Origin of the sequence: Sinomicrobium sp. (assembly GCA_029266035.1) — a bacterium.
Taxonomy (GTDB): domain Bacteria; phylum Bacteroidota; class Bacteroidia; order Flavobacteriales; family Flavobacteriaceae; genus Sinomicrobium.
The window spans coordinates 1-21,204 of the sequence record JAJUFH010000013.1 but is presented as its reverse complement, the minus strand read 5'-3'; the positions used below and the strand labels follow the sequence as shown (position 1 = coordinate 21,204).

Here is a 21,204-nt window from a genome sequence, read left to right as displayed (position 1 = left end):
TATCTAGCAGAAACCTTGGGGAAATTTCATTATGAGATACTTGATATGCCCGCTGATGAATTTGATTATTGGTGTGCATACTTCAAGATTAAAGCGGAAGAGGAGAAGAAAGCCTTACAAAAGAAAGGTAAGAAAGGAAGCAACGTTCCTCCCCGCCAGTTGCCTAAAAAGGAGAGAAAGTAATGGACGTAGGGCAGTTAAAAGGTAGTGTAGTAATAAACTTTGGCTCTGTCCGTGAAGCGGAAAAGGCCATTAAAGCTCTCCAAGGCACATTCAACAAAGTAGCAGACGACTCTAAGAAGCTGATCAAAGCTGCCGATGACCTTGCTAAATCTCAGAACGCACAGGCACAAGCTGCAAAAGAATTAGCTAAATCAAATACGCAACTTGCCTCGACCGCTAATCGAGTAGATGCTGCTGAAAAAGCACGAATCAAAGCACACGCTACTGCCGAAAAGAACCTAGTGGCACTAGCGCGTGCAGAACGTGACAACCTCAACGTAACAGAAGTTACTCAGTCCGCATTATCAGCAGCACGTAAAGCAACAGAAGATTACAGGAATGCAGTTGACAAACTAGGTGCGGGTAGTGTTGAGGCAACTCGCGCCCAAGTCAGAATGAAAGCTGCTGTTGATGATGCAAAGAATACGATCAAAGATAGTAATAATAATACCAAGAACCAAATTGCTGCGTATAGGCAACTAGTACCAGAAGTAAACGCTGCTTCTAAGGCTACAAGAGACCAGACAGCAACACAGACTAGGTTGCTGAAGGCACACACACAAGTAGAGCAGGCTGAAAAGCAGCTTTTGGTAATGAAAAGAAATACTGCTGCCGAGACACGCGCCGGAATTGACGCATTGATGAGAGCCACGATGGCAGTGAGGAGCTACAAGGCCATGGCTTCTGGTGCCAAAGTATCAAACATCGCATTAACAGCTTCTTATGAGCGAATGCAGCAGGAATTGATAAAGGCAAGTGTTGCAACTACAGGCTTGAATTCAGCTACAGCTAATACTCGTTCTTGGTTCAGGTCTAGTCGTGCTGCTGCATCACAGTTCGGTTTGCAGTTGCAAGACGTTGCTGTACAGGCGCAGATGGGTACTGATGCTCTCGTTATCCTTGGTCAGCAAGGCTCTCAGTTGTTGGGTTTCTTTGGTGCTGCTGGCGCAATGGCAGGCGCTGTATTGGCTATCGGTTCAGCACTGGCGTACGTCGTTAGTAACAGTAAAGTTGCCAAGGATGGTGCTAAAGCTCTTAGGGATGTTGTAGACGACCTTGGCGGTAGCTTTGAAAGTACATCTGAAGGTGCGCTTGTGTTATCAGAATCTATTTTAAAACTAGCAGAGGTTTCTGAGGGGGCTGCGCGCCTAGAACTAAAAAGGCAGTATGTCGAGGCTCAGAGGGAGATTAATAATACAGGTGAGACGTTACAGGCTCTTTTAGGTGATCAAGAGAGCTTCTTCACTGCTGGTATAACGCAGATAAAAAGGCTTACAGACGCTGGCATGGAGGCAGAGGAGATATATAACAGATTATCAGGCAGCGTAAGTAATTCGTCGAGTGGCGTACAGACTGCTCTCTCTGCTATATCTGCCGCAGCAGAAGAGGCAACTGAAAAGTTTGGACTTGCTGAAGAAGAGGCACTATCCTTGTTCTCGTCTGTAGCTAAGGTACAGTCTGAGGCAAACGAAGGTAGCTTACAGGGTCTTATAGATACATTAAACCATTTGGAAAAAAATGCAAGTGGGGCAAACGATGAGTTTACATTATTTGCTGCCGAACTATCATCTGTTGCCACAGCAGCAGTACAAGCAATACGTAAAGGCGAAGATGTGCAGGGGGTACTGGATAACCTCCCAGAGTCGTTGAAGAGAGCAAGAAAGGCGCTTGAGGATTCAGGTAGGGCAAGTAGAGCTGCATCTGATGCTTTTAAGAGGTTGGCAGATAGATTAGATAAGTTAGAAAAAGGTAGCAAGGCAGCCGATACCGTAAAACGTGAATGGGAGATGCTTAAACAGCTTAAAGACGAGTATGGAGACATCACTGAAGAGACACGTTTATATAGGGAACAAGTAGCACTCCTTAACCGGCTGTATGCTGACACTGGTAATGAAGAATACTTACGTATACTTGAAAGACTTAATAAGTCAAAGGAAAAACTGGGTAAGACAACAAAAACTGCTGCTGACGAAGCCACTGCGTACATTGCGCGTCTTAAAGAAGAAGCCGAAACTGTTAGTTTATCTGAGCAAGCACTTGTGCGCTACAGGATTGAGAAACTGGCAGCAAAAGATGCCACTATACAGAATGCACAAGCATTGATTGAAGAGGGTCAGGCTTATGTATCAACTGTACAGGCCGCTGAAGATAGAATTAAGCAAATGGAAGAGGAGAAGAAACGTAGAGAGCAGCTTCTTGACCAAATGCAGAAAGATTATCAGAAGCGTCAGCAGTTTATGCAAGGCGGTGAAGTATCTCATATAATGACTCAGGCTATTCAATTAAAGAGTGCCGGTGTAGATGAAGCTGCTATAAAAGACTTCATGGCTCGCCAGAATAAGATAATTAACGAGAGTGCTAGGGAAGTTAGTTCGTCTCCGTTTGGTGATATTGAAACTTTAGATTTAGAGCTTGCACAACGCGAACAGCGTCTAATTGAGTATTTTGGTCGTGAAAAGGCCATGACCACAGAGCATTGGAAGGCACTGCAAGAAAACGCAGAGCAGGTTAAGCCTCTGTTGCAGGTTGCGGATTGGGCACAAACAACAGGTAAAGCCCTTGGGTACATGGGTAATATCATGAGTCAAGCAACTACTGCACTTGAAACAATGGGACGTAAAGGTAGTAAAGAATGGAAAGCCTTTGCAATGGCACAAGCTACTGTAAACTACGCTATGGCCGTTATGAACGCTTGGGTAATGGCTACAGAGGCGGGTAAAATGGCTGGCCCTGCTGGCCCAGCTGTTACTGCTGCCGTGGGCGGAACTATGACAGCCCTACTCAGTGCCACATTTGGTGCCCAAATAGCGCAAATACAGTCGTCCAACTACGCAACAGGCGGTCTTGTACGTGGCCCCGGAACAGGTACTTCTGATGATATTCCTGCAAACCTTTCTAACGGTGAATACGTACTACGTGCTGACGCTGTAAGAAAGATTGGCGTGGCTAATCTTAACGCTATGAACCAAGGTAGGATGGCTAACTTCTCTAGTGGCGGATTGGTTGGTGGCGGTAGTGCTGGTGGCGGTTCGGGAACCACCATAGTTGTTAACGACAACCGCTCTGGTGGAGCGCCAGTGCAAACTAGGGAAACAACTGACCAATACGGTAATAGTAGAATTGAATTGTTGATTGAGGATGTTGTACGTAATGGCATGAGTCGTGGAACATTCGACAGAGAGATGCGCGGTAACTTCGGAATCCAACGCCCCGGAAGGAGAGTATAAATGGCAGATTGGCCTAGCACACTACCACAATCCCCTCTCCTTGAGGGGTTTCGAGATACGCCACAAAATAGCGTGATGCGTTCAGAGTTTGATGGGTACACAAAGCAACGTAATAGATTTACTGCTGTACTAAATAATGTAACGGAACGCTATTACATGACGAGTACACAGTACGCAACCTTCATCAACTTCTACGAGAACACACTGTCTAATGGTAGTGAAGAGTTTACAAAACCTGACCCTGTACTTAACGTGGATAAAGCCTATAGGTTTGTTGAACCTTACGATAGCGAACGTGTAGGACTTGATTGGATTGTAACAATTACCTTGGAGAAACTTCCGTAATGCCTTTTTCAGACCAGTTCTTAGATCAAGCATTCAATGGTGGCGGGAACCCAATGATTACCCTTATGCGTGTAGCATTTGAGGGACAGACATTCTATTTTGCCAACAACAATGAAAGTATTACAAGTAGTGTTAGTGGTAGTAGCCACCTTTATCAAAAGAGTAGATTTGATCTGCAACTACCTGACGATACAGAAGAAGGTACTCCTAGAGCAACACTGAACTTTGAAGCTGCCGATATTCAGATTGTACGTGCTTTGCGTGAAACAAATGAAGTGTTGGTTATTGATATTTGGATTGTTCTAGGCAGTAATCCGAACATTGCAGAGTTTGGCCCTGCAAACTACCAATCTGCTGCATTCAACATTGACGAGAGTGCTATTTCTATTGAACTGGAAGTAGAGCCTGTGTTACACGTACAGATTCCTAGAGATAGATTCACACCAAACATCTTCCCCGGACTCTTTGAAGGCGTACAATGATTCCTACATGGGTTTATACCCTCCCTTATGTTGAAGGCGGACGTACTAAACAAGGCGCAGACTGCTGGGGTTTAGTTGTCCTACTATATAAGGAATTGTTCGATGTACATCTAACTACGTATCAGGACATAACCCTTCCTTCTATTGATGAATGTCACGAGACATCTGAGAAATTGCAATCTGTACTAATGGAACAACAGATGTTCGAGGAAGTTGATAGCCCTGAATATGGAGATGTTATCCTTCTTAATGTTCTAGGTGAACCGTTACACATAGGATTTTGCTTAGACAGCACAACAATGATTCACACTGGTCGTAAACACGGCGTAGTTATTGAAAACTTTACGGAGATGAAATGGAAACGAAAGATAGAGGGATTCTACAGAAAGAAGTAAATGTCGTTGTAAGCAAGGCACCCGTACTCAGCCCTATTTTCGAGAGTGTCGAAGTAGGCACATCTCTTCGTGATATTTTCAATAGTTACTCTGGTCTATCCGAGCAACATACTAAAATCTATGTTAACGGCGAAGAGCAGTCCGATTGGGACTATGTTACTTCTGAGAAAGATTATGTAAGTATTTGTCAAGTTCCTCAAGGCGGTAGCGATGATTGGTTAGGTGTTGCTGCTTTTGTATTCCCTGTCTTTGGTCTTATTCCTGCTGCTATTTATGCTGGTTATCAACTGTACAAGATGTTGGATCAACCAACTGATAAAGGGCAAGGAGAGCGCCTAAAGCGGGTGACGGGGGCTAGAAACGAAGCAACCCCGTATGAACCAATCCCTGTAATTCTAGGAGACCGCCGAGTAACACCTGTTTATGCCGCACAGCCATACACCTACTGGAAAGGTAAAGAACAATGGTTGAAAATGCTACTATGTGTTGGTTATGGGCCGCTCAATATCTCAGATATTAAGATAGGCGATAGTCCTATATGGTCATTTGATGATATAAACTATTCGGTTCTTGATTGGAACACTACTAAATCGACATCTGGTATCCGATCTATTTGGAATAAGGATATTCAGCAGGACGTTGTTAACCAAGAACTAGGCAAACTGAATTATATCAGTAGGAGTGCCCCAGCAGGTACAGACAAAATAACCTTTGAGATGGTTTATCCGCAAGGGTTGTGGAGAACAGATGACGGTAACGTTGGTCACAGTGTAGGCGGCTTCCAGTTTAGATATTATGTACCGGGAAGAGGATGGTACTCTGTTGCCCGTATAGGAGGTTCATCGTCAGGGTACGTACCGACACAAGATGTAGTAAAGAGGAATGGCAGATATTACATTGTCTACGCTGATAAAACAAGCGGTGCCGGTAACGATTTAGACTTTGACATTACACCGTGGGTTGATAGTGAACGTAATGGGTATGCTTATATACGAGATGGTAGTTCCGGAAACGGAGGTTATCATTATGTAAATACTCAAAGTTATTGGCACGCCACTAGGGATGAATTGATTAAATCTTGGTCGTTTGTACCTATTGATCCTATTACTGGCGCTAGGTTAACAGGTGATGTACCATTTGAAGTTAAGCGCAATGGTCATGATTACGATGTAAATAGTGCGGGGTTCTCAACAACTCTACAACTTAACACCATAACTTACGAATTAGCAGGTAATGTTCCCGATAGTTATTTTGGTATCGATTATTCCATTAAACGATACCCTGTACTTATTGCACTAGATGTACGTGCGACAGAGCAGTTATCTGGAGTTATTGATAACCTGAACTGCCGAGCTAAGTCATTAACCCCGGCGGGGATATACAACGACTGGAAGAATTTTAGTATATACAATACATCCTTCTTCCATAGCAATAACCCGGCCTACATTTACAAGTGGGCTTTACAGGGGCCGTTTAATGGGGCAGCTGTAGATAACAGCCGAATAGATAATGCTTCCTTATCTGCTTGGTACTCTGAATGTAATTCTAAAGGTTGGCAATGTAACGAGATAGTAAATGAACCCACCAACTTAAAAGACCTTCTTAACAACATTGCGTTTACTGGAAGGGCTTTCTTCTCCATGAGAGATGGGAAGTTCAGTGTTATACAAAATAGGCCACAGTTGAACCCCACTCAGGTGTTTACTACTAAAAACAGCAGGGGATTGAAATCTCGGCGCGAGTTTGATCTTGAAACTGACGGTATTAAGTACACATTTGCTAACGCGGATTTCCAAGAACAGGAAGACGAGGGTATCTACGGAGACCCCGATAAATTCTATTCAGGAAATATAAATCGACCGAAGCCGGGAGCAAAGATTACTGGTAGGTACGAAGATTTTAGTGTATGGGGCACAACCAGTCCGTCTCTTGCACGTAAACATGCGCGATTCGCATTTTTCGAGAAACGTCTCCGACGAGAAGTGTATCAATTAGAGACTGATGTTGAAAGTTTGATTGCTCGTCGTGGTGATAAAGTCTTGCTGGCGCACGATGTTATTGATGTTGGTTTAGGTCAAGGTTTCATTAAAGAGATAGACGGATACACCTTTAGAATTGATGAAACTATAAACCTGACAGCGGGGCAGACGTACACACTGACAATACGTTCTGTATCTAATGGCACACAGTTCTATAACACCACAGCAACGTACCAAGGTGACGGTTGGTGGTCAGGGTCTCTACCCTCCTACGTTGAAGTTGGTAATTTGGTTGCTTATGGTGAGAGCGGGACACAGACATTAGAGTGTTTGGTGACAGAGATTACCTATAGCAACAACTACGAAGCTGCACTGACACTCGTAAACTACGCAGATAATCTATTTACTGTTGATAATGGTTATCTTCCCGAGTACGAGTCTAATCTGAATCCCGAGCGTCCAAGGGATATTGCGCCACTGGCCCCGGTTATTAGCGTTAACTATGGTAGTTTCACATACGAAAGTAATGCTATAACTGTCAATGTATCTCAACAGCGTGGTGACAGGGCTTTACTGTCACGATTCAGTCTACAGTACAAATATGATCCGCCTGAGTTTGATGAAAATGGCGACCCTATTGATATTGAAAGCGATTGGCAAGATGGGGGCGTATCTCCTGCTGACGATGGTACTTTCCGTATCCCTGTAAGTAATAATCAAGGGAATGTTATTTATGTGCGCGCCAAAGCTGTAAACGAAGCAGGTGTATATTCTCCTTTCTCAGTAGAGAAGAAGATTGAATTACAGAACGACCCTGCGCCGGATGTAGAAGACTTCACTGTTACTGAAGCTGTTGATACACCGAAGACACCCGATGCACGTTGGTCTACTCTGACCATTGAAATTACTCCACCTGAAGTAATGAATGGATACCTGTACGCTATTGCTGAGTATAGGCAACCCGGACAGGATACGTGGGCTACCATTGGAACACTAGGTTGGAAAAACCCTAATTCTATTGACGTTCAGGTATATGCAGATGGTCGTCAATACGAAATTCGTGTACGTTCTGCTTCTATATACGGCGTGGTGAATAAGAACGGGTTGAGTAAAATCATCACCACAACAAATACTTCTGACCCTGAATACACAGAAGACAATCCTTTTGAAGAACTACCGGCACCTAATGTACGTGGCTTAGAACTGTTTGACCAAGGCAACGACACAGAGTTTACTGGTCGTGATGCTAAGTTCACATGGCGTAAATCCACTCTTAATGATTGGGTTGACTTGGGGTACGAAGGGCTTAAAGGTGCTTCTAACGCTGTACTTGACCAATACTTCCGCGATTATGAAGTAGAGATTATTGCTAACGATGAAGTGGTTAGGACGGAGAATGTCGTAGACAACATCTACACATACACCTACGAAAAGAACGCTGAAGACTATGAGCGTCGTTACGGTGTCGCTGGTGCTTATCGTGATTTCCGTATCAGCGTTACCATGCGTACACGGCAGAATCAAGAGAGTGATAAGCCTGCTGTATTGGATGTGGCTAACCCTGCACCAGAACCGTTGACAGGTATTGAGCTTATTCCGGGCTTCCGTACTATCACTGTAAGTTACAACAGACCCACAGACCTCGACTATCAGGGTGTAGAAGTTTGGGTTGGAACTGAGACAGGCTTCGATGTAAATGATGATACATTGGTATATGACGGCCCAGACACAGAAGTAGTTATTGGTGGTTTGGAAACAGACACGCAATACTACATTATCCTGCGTCCGTATGATGCTTTCGGTAAGGTAGATATATTCTCTACGGAGTTGACTGCCACCACGCTAAAGATTGTTACAACAGACCTAGATAACACTAAACCTGACACTGTTACCAACGTAGCGGCCACCACTAATGTATATGATAACAGGCTACAAAGCACTTCATATATTGATGTAACGTGGGACGCTGTAACAAATACACGTATTGCTAACTACACTATTGACATTAATGGTGAGAGTCAATATACCGTAGCAGGAACATCTTTCCGATTCACGGATGCTATTCCGGGCGAAGATTATACATTCAAGGTTAGAGCTAACTCGTTTACTTCCATTGAAGGGGATTTTAGCACACCTGTAACCATCTCCGCTGCTGTAAGTAGTGTAGCGCCTGCTGTTATCACTAACGCAAGTGTATCAGGCGGCCTTGAGAAAGTAGTGATTGAATGGACAAACCCCAACAGTGAAAACTTCTACTCTGTGGGTATCTATCGCGGTACGACAGCAGGCTTTGTTCCTTCAGAAGCTAATAAGATCGCAAGTGTTGTTGGTAGTGTTGGTAGTGTTCAGCGCAGTGTTGACACAGACGTTGTTAACGGAACTACCTACTACTACAAACTGATCCCTGAGACATTGGGTGGCGTACAAGGTAGCGTGGTGAACGCCGGTAGTGCAACACCAAATAGGATCACACCTGTAAACATTGATGAGTACCTAGAAGATGCTGCCATTGTTACAGATAAGATCGCTAATAACGCTATTGACCTTTCTGGTAACAAGATAACAGGACAGTTGCAAGGAATAAATCTTGCTGATGCTGCTGTTGACTCAGATAAACTTGCCGATTTGTCGGTAGATGCCAGTAAGATTGCAAACGGTAGCGTTGATCTTTCTGGCAACAAGATTACTGGTCAACTCCAAGGAATTAATCTTGCCGATGCCGCTGTAGACTCAGATAAGTTGGCAGACCTTTCCGTAGAAGCCAGCAAGTTAGTTGATGGTGCGGTAACTACAACCAAGATTGCTAATTTAGCGGTAGGAACAGCAGCGATAGCAAACGGTGCTATCACTAACGCCAAGATTGGGAATGCTGCTGTAGATACAGCACAGATCAATGATGCTGCTATTACGTCTGCTAAGATTGAAGATTTAGCTGTAGGGACAGCGGCCATAGCAAACGGTGCCATAACTAATGCTAAGATTAAGAACCTCGCTGTATCTACTGGTAAAATACAAGACGCGGCTATCACTAATGCCAAGATCGGGAATGCTGCTGTAGATACAGCACAGATCAATGATGCTGCTATTGTCACAGCTAAGATAAAAGACGCTGCTATAATATCAGCTAAGATAGGTAATGCGGAGGTCAAAACAGCCAATATAGCTGACCTAGCCGTAACCAATGCTAAAATATCAACATTAGATGCTGCTAAAATCACTACAGGTACGTTGGACGCTGACAGGATCGGTGCTGACACCATTACGTCTGATAAGATTAATGTGTCTACTCTTGATGCTATTACAGCAGACATGGGTACGCTCACTGCCGGTAAGATTAGTGTTGGAAATACAACTACAGGCTTAGAACTCGACACACTTAATGGTATCCGTGCTTGGAATACAGGGACACAAACACTCCACTTCAAACCAGACGGCACAGGTTACATTGGTGCTTCTCAGGATATTTCATGGGACGGTAGTGGCAATGTAAATATCTCTGGTGAACTCGGTGCGGGTAGTATCTTCACTAATGGTCAGATCAAGTCTGTAAACGGTGGAGTAGAAGTAGTGCTTGGGCCGAAAGACTTTGGTGCTGAAGGCGTATACTTGCTGAGTGGTACTAACAGCGTTGGTGACTTGGTATTCGGTGTTGATGAAAACGGGAATGCAACATTCGACGGCAAGGTTACTATAACGGGTGGCTCTCAGGGAATTGCTAACTTTAGTGATGCGGGTAGCCTTGCTACGAAGAGCAGTGTCGATTGGTCTACTGATATTATAGGTTCAGGTAAACCGCAAGACAATGCTACTTATGGTGCAGATTGGACAAGTACACTCTCCAATATACCGGATAGGGTTAGTGACACCGCTACGGTTGGGTTGAACCTCACGGATGCGTACTTGGGCTACTATGATGGTACAGCTTTTAGAAGTTACATTCAAAGTAATGGTAGTTTTCATTTTGGAAGTAGTGCTAATAACTTTATTGACTACAACGGAAGTAAACTTGCAATAAATACTGACAACTTTACTGTTGACCCGCAGGGCAATGCTACGTTTAGTGGAAACCTGAATGGGGCAAGTGGAACCTTCTCAGGGGAGTTGCAGGCCGCTACAGGGGTGTTAGGAAACCCGTCAGGAAATAGAGTTGAATATGACGGAACAAATCTAATTGTAAATACACCTGAATTTTCTGTAGATGCTTCAGGTAATGCATCTTTCTCAGGTGAGATTTCAGGCGCGACAATAACAGGCGGTATTATAAGAACTGCTGCATCTGGGAAACGTGTAGAGATAACAGAAACAGACAACTCTTTGAGTGCGTATAATAGCTCAGGGGTAAAGGTCGCGTCAATAGGTGAAACTGTATTAGTTGACGGTAGCGCTAGAGAGGTAGCTGTTTTCGGTGAGGCTAGTGCCTCTCAAAACTATGGTGTGTACGGCAAACATTATTCTGGTGGGTACGGTGTTTATGGAGACTCCAATGGTCAAAATGCTATTGGTGTTTTTGGAATTTCTCGGTACCTTGGCGGCAGTGGTTACGGTGTTTCAGGAATAAGTGAGGGGCGGGCTGGGGTATATGGTCATGGGATAACGACAGCTACCGGAGGTAGATTTACATCTATCTCCAACCACGGTTGTTACTCCCATGCCATGACTTCATCTAGCGCATTCTTTGATTTTTATGCGGGGGGCACCGCTGGCACAAACTATGGCCCGTTTACAGGAGGTCACGACGGCCTAATACCAAAGGGGATAGTAATAAATCAAGGCGACATTTTGGTTGCTGAGAAGTTTGAAAAGAGTGGGTTATCACAAACTATACCCTATGTGGATATATCGAGATCAAAAGAATTAAAATCATTCTACGGAGTATTTGTTGGCAGCCGTGAGATATCAAAGGAGTCTTTGCCAGCGGCGCTATCCGAAATTAGCGATGAAAAATTAGAAGAAATACAAAATAATTATCTATCAAGTGTAGGTAATGCGTTGGGTGAAGGTCAAATCAACGTATGCTCACAGAATGGAGACTTTGAAATTGGCGACTTTATTTGCACATCATCTATTCCCGGCAAAGGCATGCGATACGACGGACAAGATATGCGATATGTCGTAGCCCGCTGTATGGAACCTGTAACTTGGGCCGAAGAGGAGTCAAATATCAAAATGGTAGCATGTATCTATATGTGTGGCTGATGTCTAACAAACAAACACTATTTCAGAGGATAGAAACGTGGCCCAAATAAAAACTGGTGTAGTCACATTAACAAACGGCTCCGCCACAGCAGTAGGAACAAATACAACATGGCTTGGTGAAGTGGAGAGTGGTGATGCCTTCACTGTCACTGGAAGTGGTGTATTCTATGATGTTGCAAGCGTGGAATCAAATACAGAGCTAACCCTGTCAACTCCTTACAGCGGGGCATCTGTAACAGACACAACTTACACTATTGCACGAGACTTCACACCACTAAACAACATTGTGGAGATGAGGAAGGGGGATATTGAGACAGCCGCTATCTTCACTCGTGCAATGAGACGTATAGACCAACTCCTATCTCTCAATCAGGATGCAGGTGCTATTACTTCTGCGGGTATCTATCCTGACACAACAGCAGGACTGACAGGTACAACAAGTGGTGAATACTTCTTTGTGCCGGAGGGTGATGAGTTCGTCCTATATCTGAATGATTCAGGAAGCGCCGTAGAGCAAGTTAAATTCGCTTCATTGGCATCAGCATTACAATATGCAACAGACTCACAGGCAGCACAAGCAGCAGCAGAACTTGCACAAGAAGGTGCGGAGACATCTGAAACAAACGCTGAACAGTCTGCTACAGATGCGGCCAACAGTGCTTCCTCTGCGTCAGATAGTGCCGCTAACGCCCTTTCAAGTGAACAAGTGGCTTCACAACAGGCTGGATTGGCTAACAATTATGCAAATGCTGCTAATGTCAGTGCTACTATTGCAGAGAATGCTGCTAGTGCTTCTGCTGTAAACGGGAATGTATTTGATAATACGACAGTAGGTATTGCTGGCACAGATGATGGGGAATACTTCTCAACACCTTCTGGTGATAGTAGCGTCTACCTAGAGTTGTATAAGAACGATGCGGGCGTAGCCACACTCATTGCCACCTACCCAACGAAAGTGGGTATTGAGAGTGTTGTTGGTGTAAGAGAGTATTTAACGGCCTCTACAACGTATACATTACCCTCTTCTCCTGCTAATGGCACCAAGTATGTCTTTACTAAGTTAGCGTCGGTAGTGCCCGTCATTGAAACGACAGAGAGTATTCTGTGTGCGGGTGAGACAGACACACAACTAGAATACGACCAAAACATACAATTGATAATGATATATAACAGTGGTGTATGGGAGGTAATGTATGAATAAGCTAATCTTTGATATTTACATCAAACAAGGGGCAACATACAAACTCTCCCTTGAATACAGAGATAAATATGAACAGCCTATTGACTTGACTGGCTGTACGTATGCCATGGAAGTGAGGGATACGTATGGTGGCACATTGCTTGCTGACTTCACTCCGTATATATCAAGCCCCGACCCCGTAAACGGCCTTATCAGTGTTGAAGTACCTGCTGAAATAACAGATACCTATTCATTTGATAAAGCAAGACATGATTTGGTAGTTATTTACTCTGACGGGACAGTAGAACGTATCATTGAGGGTAGGGCATTCTTGAAACAAGCTGTTACGGAGATTGAATATGTCTAATGTAATTATTAGAGACCAACAGTTTGTAACAATAGGTACAACAGAACAAGGGCCTCCGGGAAAGTCTACGTATGATTTGGCTGTAAAGGCTGGGTATGCAGGGACATTAGAAGATTGGCTTAATGACCAAGGTGTTGCTGATATTGCACAGTTTCAACAGAGTGTTGATAGTCTTTCTGATGATGTATCAGGTATTGATGCTCGCCTCACTACAGCAGAAGGTGATGTTGACACATTGCAACTAGACATCTCCAACTTACAAGCCGATAAGTTTGACAAAGGTAGTGTGCTTGTTAATACATCCTCCACACTAGAAGCAAATAAACGTTATCTAGTGGACGGCAGTATCGTATTGACACTTCCAAGCGCCGTTGTAGGAGACACTATCTATCTGATGAAACAGTCAGGTACACCAACTATCAATGGCCCTATCCTCTATCAGAATGTGTCTGACAATACATTGGAATATGATTTAGATGTGGGTTTGTCCCTTGTCTTTGATGGAACTAATTGGAGAGTAGAATGAAACTTAGTGAATTAGGTCAATATAAAACGGTCACAGACTTAGGCCTAAAGCAGAAGCGCGAAGAACTACTGGCAGAGGCCACCTTATCCCTTGACTTCGCCAACAACCGCTATGAGGTGTACGAAGGGCCTGTTAACAGTCTTACCCAAAAACCGTTCAATGACATATTGACATTTACTCGGGGCAGTGCAGCAACAGCATGGAATGCAACCGGTGGAATAACTGATGTATTGACTGACGAGCAACGGCTGGTTGGGAACCGTGAAGGACTACTGATTGAGGAGCAGCGGACGAATTTTGCAACGGGTAATAACGATCTAGCCGAATATCTAAACTATCCAGGTTCCCTATACAGTGGCAACACAACCAGAACAACAGTTGCTGATTCAGGTTTAACCCCCAATTTTACAATTGCGGGGCTAGACCTCACTGCGAATTCCGACGGTAATGTTAGCGCGTCAATAGAAGACGGCATAGTTGATGTAACCAAAAATTATGCGCTATCCGCCTATTTTTTACCCGGCAACGCGGACTCCATAACCCTTGACACGACCAGAACAAGCTCAGGCTCTTTTCTCGCAAGAGTAACTTTAGACCTAAACACCGGACTCGTTACAGGTGTTGGAGCCGGTCTTGGGACATTTGGTGCGCGTGAAGTAAATGGTGGTTGGTGGTACTTGTATGTAACCAGACCGGCAGGCATGGGGACTGGAGCCGCTCATATAAGTGTGAGTGGCAAAGGGCTTATTTCGGGGGAAAGCATAAGAGTCGCAGCAATTAACGCAGAAATTGGGCTTTATCCTACAACTCACATCCCCACATTTGGCTCACAAGTCACCCGAGTCGCTGATGATTGCTCTCGGACGTTGGGGGCGGAGTTTCGGAATGATAAAGGCCGCTTTATTGTCACCGCGAAAGCCCCTGTCGGAAAAACTATTTTGGCAGCCGGAACTCTGTCTATTGTGTCGGATTCCGAAGACTTGAAAGAGTATGACGTTTCATACGACTCAGACATTGAGGCCACCGACATTCAGATTGTTCCGAGTGGCAATGGTGTAGTTGAAAGCATTTACTATCTACCGACCCCGGAGGCCAACTAATGCAACCAGATATCATCCCCTATATCTACAAGCCAACAGGCGTCATGCTCACGGACGACGATGGTATGGAATACCCAGAGCTTGAGCGGCTACCGGGGTACCACGTCAACTTCCTGCTGGAAGTTCCGGAACTGTCTCAATACAAACTTGATCCACAACCAGTCACACCGCACCGCATTTATGCCGGTGGCGTGACCCCGGTGTGCTACAAGTTCCCGGATGAGCAGACCTTCAAACAATACTTCCCCGATGGTACAGAAGAGGAGTAAGTTATGTCTGATGATGCAATTTGGAAGCGTCTTGATGAACACGGAATGAAAATAGACACGCTCACTGTTGAACAAGCCACCACTAAAGCCGAAGTTAGGGCTTTGGAGCGCAGACTTGATAAAACATTGGCGTCTATCAGTGAGACATTATCGAGAATGGAGGCTAAACAAGACAGTCAGTGGGCCTACCAAAATCAGCAGAAAGGGGCTACGAAGTTCGGAGCTTGGGTTGCTGGGGTAGCCTTGACAATTATCACCGTTACAGTATCTATTTGGTCAGTGGTGTTTGGACAATAAGAAATGCGTTATAGAAACAATGTAAACAGAGTATTGGTTGTAGATGAGCAAGAGTTCATCATTCAATGTACAAAAGAATTGGAAGTTGGTAGTTATTGTATTGAGAATGGAACAAGTCTTGAACTTGCACAGATAAACGGAAGTCCTTACGGATGGTTTATCAACGGTTTCCCTATTCTAAAGAAGGAAAACGATCATGCGGTCTTTATTGCAGAGTACGATAGATTATTTGAACTCCTCGAAACAAGTAGCTTCTGGCAAGGACAAATCCGTGAACCTATCTGACTTCGAGATTCGTAAGTGCGATAGTTTTGGATGCGGGCACTTCGGCGCTTCTCGTGGTAGCAGAACACACAACGGTATTGACCTGTTGACGCCTCCACATAAGAAAATACCATCTCCTGTGTCCGGTACTGTCACTAAACTCGGATACCCTTATGGTGATGACTTATCCTTTCGTTACGTAGAAATTACGCAGAAAGACTATAAATACCGTCTTTTCTATGTAAATCCTACGGTTGCTGTTGGGACTGAAATCAAACAAGGGGATATTGTAGGGTTGTCACAAGACTTAGATAAACGCTACAAAGGAATACCAAACCACATACACTTTGAAATACTGAAAGACGGTCGTTATGTTGACCCAACTCCGGTACTGTTGGTGTTGTAATGGAAAAGATACTTGAGTGGTTATACGAACACTACGGGCTGACCATCCTCATCGTTGTATGGGGAATTGCCTTATTTACGGCTGTGACACTCAAAGTATTCTATGCGCCTGCTGATATTCCAATGGGAACAGCTACAACATACGGCTCATTCTTTGTATTTGCTTCACTCATAATTGGTTTATGGAAATGGAGAAGAGATAAATGAAATATCTATGGTGGTTGTTTATTGATGTTCCCTTGTCGCTACTGAGAGTGGTTATTGCACTCATCGGTGTTATCGTAGTACCTGTTGCCCTTCTATTCAAAACTAAAGTAGACGGTGTGTACCATCTACCTAGACTCTTTGCTTGGTGGGATAATCCTGACTATGGAATATACGGGAATCACTCATACAGAACATCCAAAGCATACAATCCACTCTTCTATAAGAACCCGTATGGGTTTGGAAGTGCTTTCTATTGGCTGGCTATCAGGAACCCCGCCAATGGACTCACACAATCAAAGTTGTTCTCAGTTAGTCAATCAGATTGTGACTATGTGAAGTATATTGGTGACGTATATGTAGATAACTATGCTCCGGGGTGGCAGTTTGTCTATGCACGTAAAGGATGGAGACTGTATACAGGGTTTTACTATCTAGGAAAGTTTGGAGAGTGGCGAATTGGCTTCAAGCTGCTACCAAAAGAACCCAATAGAAAGCGACGAGTAGGTAATACGTTTATACCAAATCCATTCAAAGGGATTAACAAATGATTGGGTGGCTGAGTGTAGGTAAGAGTTTGCTAAAGAGCAAGTGGGTTTGGATAGCTATCGTAGTTGGCGTCATAGGGTGGTTTATCCTTTCATACAGCAACATTAAAGGTGATTTAGCGTCTGCCTATGCCAACCTACAGGGGTTAGCTAATGCTCTTGAAACTACCAATGAATCCATTGATTTACTGCGTTCTGAGATGGATAAGATTGACAGGTTTGTAGTAGAGCGTAACGATAGTAGGGAACAGTTATTGGAACAGCTTGCAGACATTAAGAAGCAACTAGAAGAAGAGAGGAAGAATAATGAAGACTTGGATCAGTGCTGGAATGTTCCTCACGGTAATGCTTTTGACGGGATGCGGGCTGTTCCAGACGAAAGTTGAGACACGTACTCTGTACGTGACAGTGCCTAAGTCGCTATATCCAAATTGCCCTGAGACATATTACGGCGGGGAGACAGTAGGAGAGGCACTTAACTACCTCCCCGACCTTTACAGTTTGTACAGCCTATGTAGAAGCGATGTACAGGTTCTTATTGAGTATCTTGAAGATCGTTAGTAACCTCCCATTCCATAAGATTATCAAACACCTTACGATGTAACTGATCTTTGTATTTTATCGCTACTTTCTTAACGTGTTTTTCTTTTTCCATTTTATAAACAGCGTATGCTTCTTCTACTGTACTATAAGGGCCAAATTTAACCCTACTCCCATGAACACTTAACTGTGCTATGTACAGTCCTTTTGGGTTGACGATTACGCCTATCGGTAGAGCGCCTCTTGCATTCCCGTGGTCTGTTAGTAGTTTATTTACTTCCTGTGGAACAAGAGAGCATGTAGATGGCCCATATTCCCTGTTACCCCAAACCATTAAGTCTTTATCTAAAGTAAATCCTTCTTTACCAGAATTTGGTTGTTGGTAATACCACTCTGCAAAATTCTGGAAGTTGTGCCATTCTTTGCAGACATAACACCCTTGGTATGTAGGTCTAGCTGCTAGACTCTTTGGTGAATACGCTCTTTTTAGCATTGCAACCCATAGAGAATAGACCTTGGGTCTGTTACCGTTCACCCTACTCCTGTACTCACCTACTCCTAAGTAGCCTATACCGTATACTGTTGGATGATATGGGTTCTTTATTGCTCCTTGTCGTACACTAACTGCGTTTACTTCCTGTTCATACCCATTATCTAAATGCCGAACTAAGATTCTTGTAGAGTTCTTGTATTCTAAAACCTCAACATCATAACCTTCTTTGGTATGTATCATTTGTCCGGGTTTTATTCCGATCATGCTTTACACTTCCCTTTAATGATGTGGATATGCGTTCGTTTATCGTTTGCGTACTGTAATACATGAGAAACAAGCCATCCCGATGGCCCAGTGGCATACCTCATTGATGGTGCTAAAGTACCTACTTGATAACAAGCATCAATACAACAGGGGCTATGGGAGTGTCCGATGGTTGTTTTTACACCAATCTTGCTTAGGTTTCTAGCACTGCCTCTAGCCCCATTCGGCCCTTGATCACCATGAAATGAGTGTTCAACGTCACCTACCATAAAGCTTTTATCTCTCTCAAGAACTTTAACTTTAGGTAATAGTTTACCAACCCAATAGTCAAATGGCCGTGGTGTTTCAGCCCCACCATCAACCATCTTAGTTCCGCGAATCATATGCAATGCCGTTTCAAGATAGAAGTCGGCATTCTCAGGGTCGTGTCTCCAGTCTGTCTCCTTGATATACCTTGTGATATGAGAATCGTGGTTACTGGGAACAATGTAGTATTCAATGTCGTTCAGCATCCGTGCATCTAAATAACTACACAGTTCTTCTATCTCTTGTTTAACATTTCCGCTTTTATAGTGGTGCTTGGCCCATTTCAGGAAGGGGTCTCCCCTGTGGTGGTGACTGATACTAAACCCATCCATAGCATCGCCAATAAACACTTTCTCTGGCCTGAGTTGAGGAATTAGAAACTCAAAAGTACCTCTGTCGGCGTCTTTGTCTACAAATTTCTGATGCAAATCCCCCAACACCAAACTCTTAGGTCTAGGTGCTTTCTCTACACCACCTACAGTGTATCGCTTATCCCAATCAATGAAACTACCGTCGTTCTCAAACCCTACCTTACGGATATGGAAACATTCACCATCCCACTCAACTACAACAGCGCCCAAGCTGTGATGGTGATCCCCGCTCTTACCTGCTTTGCTATTGGTGTAGTTTGGTAGCGTAATACTACCCGTAGTAGTCATTATCTTAGCCAAATCACCGGCACGAGTAGCAACCGTGTGGAATTGATAATGAGGGTGGCCTACAATACAACTATTGCTACCAGTGAATCCTTCCATACCTGTTAATGGGTTTTTAGCTGTAGGAACAACTTTAATGTCTGCGAGTAGTACCAGTCCTTTACATAATTCAATCCGTTGATCCACAAGGTGTGGAACTAATGCCGGATGCCACCAGTCATGGTCTTTATCTGTAAATAGTGACGTAGGGTTCTTATACCTATTTGGAATTACAATAAGTTCCCCTGAATTATGAGAACACCAAGTCATACAAGCATCTAGTGCAGGCTGGAACACAGGGGTAGCATTCTGTGCAGATGTAATCAACCACCGACGTTTCTTCTTGACTTCTCGCACTTTATCATATACAGAGGTTCTATCAATTGAAGGGTCGTCATAGTTAATCCCTAATGGGGAAACTGTCCTATGACCACAAGCCTTGCACTTAAACCTCTGTTTACCTGTATCCGAGCAATAACCTTTACGTATTACATCGTCATGTAGGCACTGTGGACATTTAAGGGTCATTATTTATCCTCACGGTATGATTTCTCTGCTACAAACAGATTATGGATGTAGTCTGGGTAATCTTCTTCTGTGAACCCAATAAGGGCTTCTAAATGATCGTCCGTGATGTCTTTCAACTTCCTGTAAACTGGTTCTGGCAGGCGTTCGCCATTCTCATCAAGAACACTCTTCCAAGTGAAGTGTTCCCTGATCTTAGAGTGATCGTCACCTACATGATATGTATGGTTGGTAAACTTAGTATCAGAAAACCCGATACGCTGGTAATCAAGTCCTCCATCCACAAAGTAAATCCTACCATCAGATTGTTTATGTTCCTGATAGTCGTATCTGTGCCTAGACTCAAGCACAGTACCATCAGGACATACGATCTTATTGACTAGGAGTTGACTCATTTCAAATACTCCGCAAGTTCTGTATACCCACCAATATGTTTCCCTTCATGGAAAATCTGAGGAACAGTACGTGCGCCAATATCCTCTACAATGTACTTCCGGGATTCAACGTCTTTTGAAATATCAATGTATTGAACACGGATACCTTTCACATTAGCAAGATCTTTTGCTTTTACACAATAGGGGCATCCGGGCGCACCATAAATTACCAACTGTTCAATCGGGTTCTCTTTCACTCTTTTTCTCCTTCCAGTAAGTTAACATCAGTTGTCGTAGTTCATCACACTTTGATGAGTATACATATTCTTCTAGTACCTTCATATATGCTAAATATAGTTGCTCATCGTCGCACATCCTAGCATTCATTCCAGCATCTTTCAACAAGAACCAGACCATTTGCCAGTCGTCGTCGTTCGGTATTAAGTGGTAGCAAATTTCTTCTAACGTCACTTCCTCTTCTCCCATTGTTCAATCTCACTCCTACCTCCATAGCAATTGGTACAACTTAGGAAACAACTTCAACTTTTCCATTCGTTCATCTTCATACTTCCTTTGCATCGGCAACCATTCTTCAAAAGGAAGGTCAAGAAGGTCTGGTGAATTACTGTCATCTAGCGCCCAGATTAAATCATCAATATCCTTATACATGGCCTGAATACCTGCTTCAATCTCTTCATCTGTATGGCTATGTCCTTCTGGTAGGTAGTCATACGGACACCCGTATTTACCATGCTCCTTAAACTTCTCCAGCCAAGTAATCATCAAATCACCAAGCGTAGTGTAATCGAATGTATCCCTTCGACTGAACTGCAAACCTTTACGATTGATATACATTCAGTTCACCGGAAGATTAAATTCAACAGAGTGTCCACAAGAACATTTTACATACACGTCCGTATAATACTCTGGGGAATTGTCTTTCTGTGTTGACACCTCAATAACTTTTCCGCAATTAAGGCACGATTCTGAATAGGTCTGTG

At 43.7% G+C, this 21,204-nt stretch carries 22 protein-coding genes; 17 read left to right on the top strand and 5 right to left on the bottom strand.

What is annotated here, in order from left to right; translation table 11 throughout:
• Nucleotides 1–182: 182 nt before the first annotated feature.
• From ACYZZR_RS07725 to lysC, 17 genes are read left to right on the top strand one after another with little or no spacing between them, the layout of a single operon-like run.
• Nucleotides 183–3,449 carry a coiled-coil domain-containing protein gene (locus ACYZZR_RS07725; RefSeq protein WP_461533424.1) on the top strand — a complete coding sequence of 1,089 codons (3,267 nt, stop codon included), beginning with the start codon at nucleotides 183–185 and terminating at the stop codon, nucleotides 3,447–3,449.
• Nucleotides 3,450–3,794, top strand: coding sequence for a hypothetical protein (locus ACYZZR_RS07720; protein WP_461533423.1), 345 nt, complete (start codon nucleotides 3,450–3,452; stop codon nucleotides 3,792–3,794).
• Nucleotides 3,794–4,276: a hypothetical protein gene (locus ACYZZR_RS07715; RefSeq protein ID WP_461533422.1), complete on the top strand. Its 483-nt coding sequence runs from the start codon at nucleotides 3,794–3,796 to the stop codon at nucleotides 4,274–4,276. The genes ACYZZR_RS07720 and ACYZZR_RS07715 overlap by 1 nt, the downstream gene beginning before the upstream one ends.
• On the top strand, nucleotides 4,273–4,671 hold the full coding sequence (locus tag ACYZZR_RS07710) for a C40 family peptidase (protein ID WP_461533421.1): 399 nt from the start codon (nucleotides 4,273–4,275) through the stop codon (nucleotides 4,669–4,671). The genes ACYZZR_RS07715 and ACYZZR_RS07710 overlap by 4 nt, the downstream gene beginning before the upstream one ends.
• Nucleotides 4,632–11,846, top strand: a complete 7,215-nt coding sequence (locus ACYZZR_RS07705) for a fibronectin type III domain-containing protein (protein WP_461533420.1) — start codon at nucleotides 4,632–4,634, stop codon at nucleotides 11,844–11,846. Before ACYZZR_RS07710 ends, ACYZZR_RS07705 begins: the two co-directional genes overlap by 40 nt.
• Nucleotides 11,847–11,883: 37 nt before the next feature.
• Nucleotides 11,884–13,047, top strand: coding sequence for a hypothetical protein (locus ACYZZR_RS07700; protein WP_461533419.1), 1,164 nt, complete (start codon nucleotides 11,884–11,886; stop codon nucleotides 13,045–13,047).
• Nucleotides 13,040–13,393, top strand: coding sequence for a hypothetical protein (locus ACYZZR_RS07695; protein WP_461533418.1), 354 nt, complete (start codon nucleotides 13,040–13,042; stop codon nucleotides 13,391–13,393). The genes ACYZZR_RS07700 and ACYZZR_RS07695 overlap by 8 nt, the downstream gene beginning before the upstream one ends.
• A complete protein-coding gene (locus ACYZZR_RS07690; RefSeq protein WP_461533417.1) occupies nucleotides 13,386–13,919 on the top strand; it encodes a hypothetical protein in 534 nt (177 codons plus the stop codon). Before ACYZZR_RS07695 ends, ACYZZR_RS07690 begins: the two co-directional genes overlap by 8 nt.
• Nucleotides 13,916–15,019: a phage head spike fiber domain-containing protein gene (locus ACYZZR_RS07685; RefSeq protein WP_461533416.1), complete on the top strand. Its 1,104-nt coding sequence runs from the start codon at nucleotides 13,916–13,918 to the stop codon at nucleotides 15,017–15,019. Before ACYZZR_RS07690 ends, ACYZZR_RS07685 begins: the two co-directional genes overlap by 4 nt.
• On the top strand, nucleotides 15,019–15,288 hold the full coding sequence (locus tag ACYZZR_RS07680) for a hypothetical protein (RefSeq protein WP_461533415.1): 270 nt from the start codon (nucleotides 15,019–15,021) through the stop codon (nucleotides 15,286–15,288). Before ACYZZR_RS07685 ends, ACYZZR_RS07680 begins: the two co-directional genes overlap by 1 nt.
• Nucleotides 15,289–15,333: 45 nt before the next feature.
• Nucleotides 15,334–15,585 (top strand): hypothetical protein, encoded by a 252-nt coding sequence (locus tag ACYZZR_RS07675; protein WP_461533414.1) that lies wholly within the window; start codon nucleotides 15,334–15,336, stop codon nucleotides 15,583–15,585.
• Nucleotides 15,586–15,588: 3 nt separating this feature from the next.
• Complete coding sequence (locus ACYZZR_RS07670; protein ID WP_461533506.1) at nucleotides 15,589–15,870, top strand: hypothetical protein; 282 nt, start codon at nucleotides 15,589–15,591, stop codon at nucleotides 15,868–15,870.
• A complete protein-coding gene (locus ACYZZR_RS07665) occupies nucleotides 15,782–16,255 on the top strand; it encodes a M23 family metallopeptidase (RefSeq protein WP_461533413.1) in 474 nt (157 codons plus the stop codon). Before ACYZZR_RS07670 ends, ACYZZR_RS07665 begins: the two co-directional genes overlap by 89 nt.
• The gene (locus tag ACYZZR_RS07660; RefSeq protein WP_461533412.1) at nucleotides 16,255–16,461 is read left to right on the top strand and encodes a hypothetical protein; all 207 of its coding nucleotides are present in this window, start codon (nucleotides 16,255–16,257) and stop codon (nucleotides 16,459–16,461) included. The genes ACYZZR_RS07665 and ACYZZR_RS07660 overlap by 1 nt, the downstream gene beginning before the upstream one ends.
• Nucleotides 16,458–17,009: a DUF7338 family protein gene (locus tag ACYZZR_RS07655; RefSeq protein WP_461533411.1), complete on the top strand. Its 552-nt coding sequence runs from the start codon at nucleotides 16,458–16,460 to the stop codon at nucleotides 17,007–17,009. Before ACYZZR_RS07660 ends, ACYZZR_RS07655 begins: the two co-directional genes overlap by 4 nt.
• Nucleotides 17,006–17,392 carry a hypothetical protein gene (locus ACYZZR_RS07650; RefSeq protein ID WP_461533410.1) on the top strand — a complete coding sequence of 129 codons (387 nt, stop codon included), beginning with the start codon at nucleotides 17,006–17,008 and terminating at the stop codon, nucleotides 17,390–17,392. Before ACYZZR_RS07655 ends, ACYZZR_RS07650 begins: the two co-directional genes overlap by 4 nt.
• Entirely contained in the window at nucleotides 17,313–17,567 is a 255-nt protein-coding gene (gene lysC, locus ACYZZR_RS07645) for an Rz1-like lysis system protein LysC (RefSeq protein WP_461533409.1), read from the top strand. Before ACYZZR_RS07650 ends, lysC begins: the two co-directional genes overlap by 80 nt.
• Here lysC and ACYZZR_RS07640 read toward each other — a convergent pair.
• From ACYZZR_RS07640 to ACYZZR_RS07620, 5 genes are all read right to left on the bottom strand, one after another.
• Nucleotides 17,542–18,279 carry a hypothetical protein gene (locus tag ACYZZR_RS07640; protein ID WP_461533408.1) on the bottom strand — a complete coding sequence of 246 codons (738 nt, stop codon included), beginning with the start codon at nucleotides 18,277–18,279 and terminating at the stop codon, nucleotides 17,542–17,544. The two genes, lysC and ACYZZR_RS07640, sit on opposite strands and share 26 nt — an antisense overlap.
• A 20-nt stretch (nucleotides 18,280–18,299) precedes the next feature.
• Nucleotides 18,300–19,631, bottom strand: a complete 1,332-nt coding sequence (locus ACYZZR_RS07635; RefSeq protein WP_461533407.1) for a hypothetical protein — start codon at nucleotides 19,629–19,631, stop codon at nucleotides 18,300–18,302.
• Nucleotides 19,632–19,831: 200 nt separating this feature from the next.
• A complete protein-coding gene (locus tag ACYZZR_RS07630; RefSeq protein ID WP_461533406.1) occupies nucleotides 19,832–20,179 on the bottom strand; it encodes a hypothetical protein in 348 nt (115 codons plus the stop codon).
• 41 nt (nucleotides 20,180–20,220) lie between these two features.
• Nucleotides 20,221–20,460: a glutaredoxin family protein gene (locus tag ACYZZR_RS07625; RefSeq protein WP_461533405.1), complete on the bottom strand. Its 240-nt coding sequence runs from the start codon at nucleotides 20,458–20,460 to the stop codon at nucleotides 20,221–20,223.
• A 244-nt stretch (nucleotides 20,461–20,704) separates the two neighbouring features.
• Entirely contained in the window at nucleotides 20,705–21,058 is a 354-nt protein-coding gene (locus ACYZZR_RS07620) for a hypothetical protein (protein ID WP_461533404.1), read from the bottom strand.
• Nucleotides 21,059–21,204: the final 146 nt, after the last annotated feature.

What these genes read in the sequence shown, in the direction of transcription:
- ACYZZR_RS07725 (WP_461533424.1), top strand. Translation starts at nt 183, where the DNA reads ATGGACGTAGGGCAGTTAAAAGGTAGTGTAGTAATAAACTTTGGCTCT.
- ACYZZR_RS07720 (WP_461533423.1), top strand. Translation starts at nt 3,450, where the DNA reads ATGGCAGATTGGCCTAGCACACTACCACAATCCCCTCTCCTTGAGGGG.
- ACYZZR_RS07715 (WP_461533422.1), top strand. Translation starts at nt 3,794, where the DNA reads ATGCCTTTTTCAGACCAGTTCTTAGATCAAGCATTCAATGGTGGCGGG.
- ACYZZR_RS07710 (WP_461533421.1), top strand. Translation starts at nt 4,273, where the DNA reads ATGATTCCTACATGGGTTTATACCCTCCCTTATGTTGAAGGCGGACGT.
- ACYZZR_RS07705 (WP_461533420.1), top strand. Translation starts at nt 4,632, where the DNA reads ATGGAAACGAAAGATAGAGGGATTCTACAGAAAGAAGTAAATGTCGTT.
- ACYZZR_RS07695 (WP_461533418.1), top strand. Translation starts at nt 13,040, where the DNA reads ATGAATAAGCTAATCTTTGATATTTACATCAAACAAGGGGCAACATAC.
- ACYZZR_RS07690 (WP_461533417.1), top strand. Translation starts at nt 13,386, where the DNA reads ATGTCTAATGTAATTATTAGAGACCAACAGTTTGTAACAATAGGTACA.
- ACYZZR_RS07685 (WP_461533416.1), top strand. Translation starts at nt 13,916, where the DNA reads ATGAAACTTAGTGAATTAGGTCAATATAAAACGGTCACAGACTTAGGC.
- ACYZZR_RS07680 (WP_461533415.1), top strand. Translation starts at nt 15,019, where the DNA reads ATGCAACCAGATATCATCCCCTATATCTACAAGCCAACAGGCGTCATG.
- ACYZZR_RS07675 (WP_461533414.1), top strand. Translation starts at nt 15,334, where the DNA reads ATGAAAATAGACACGCTCACTGTTGAACAAGCCACCACTAAAGCCGAA.
- ACYZZR_RS07670 (WP_461533506.1), top strand. Translation starts at nt 15,589, where the DNA reads ATGCGTTATAGAAACAATGTAAACAGAGTATTGGTTGTAGATGAGCAA.
- ACYZZR_RS07665 (WP_461533413.1), top strand. Translation starts at nt 15,782, where the DNA reads ATGCGGTCTTTATTGCAGAGTACGATAGATTATTTGAACTCCTCGAAA.
- ACYZZR_RS07660 (WP_461533412.1), top strand. Translation starts at nt 16,255, where the DNA reads ATGGAAAAGATACTTGAGTGGTTATACGAACACTACGGGCTGACCATC.
- ACYZZR_RS07655 (WP_461533411.1), top strand. Translation starts at nt 16,458, where the DNA reads ATGAAATATCTATGGTGGTTGTTTATTGATGTTCCCTTGTCGCTACTG.
- ACYZZR_RS07650 (WP_461533410.1), top strand. Translation starts at nt 17,006, where the DNA reads ATGATTGGGTGGCTGAGTGTAGGTAAGAGTTTGCTAAAGAGCAAGTGG.
- lysC (WP_461533409.1), top strand. Translation starts at nt 17,313, where the DNA reads ATGAAGACTTGGATCAGTGCTGGAATGTTCCTCACGGTAATGCTTTTG.
- ACYZZR_RS07640 (WP_461533408.1), bottom strand. Translation starts at nt 18,279, where the DNA reads ATGATACATACCAAAGAAGGTTATGATGTTGAGGTTTTAGAATACAAG.
- ACYZZR_RS07620 (WP_461533404.1), bottom strand. Translation starts at nt 21,058, where the DNA reads ATGTATATCAATCGTAAAGGTTTGCAGTTCAGTCGAAGGGATACATTC.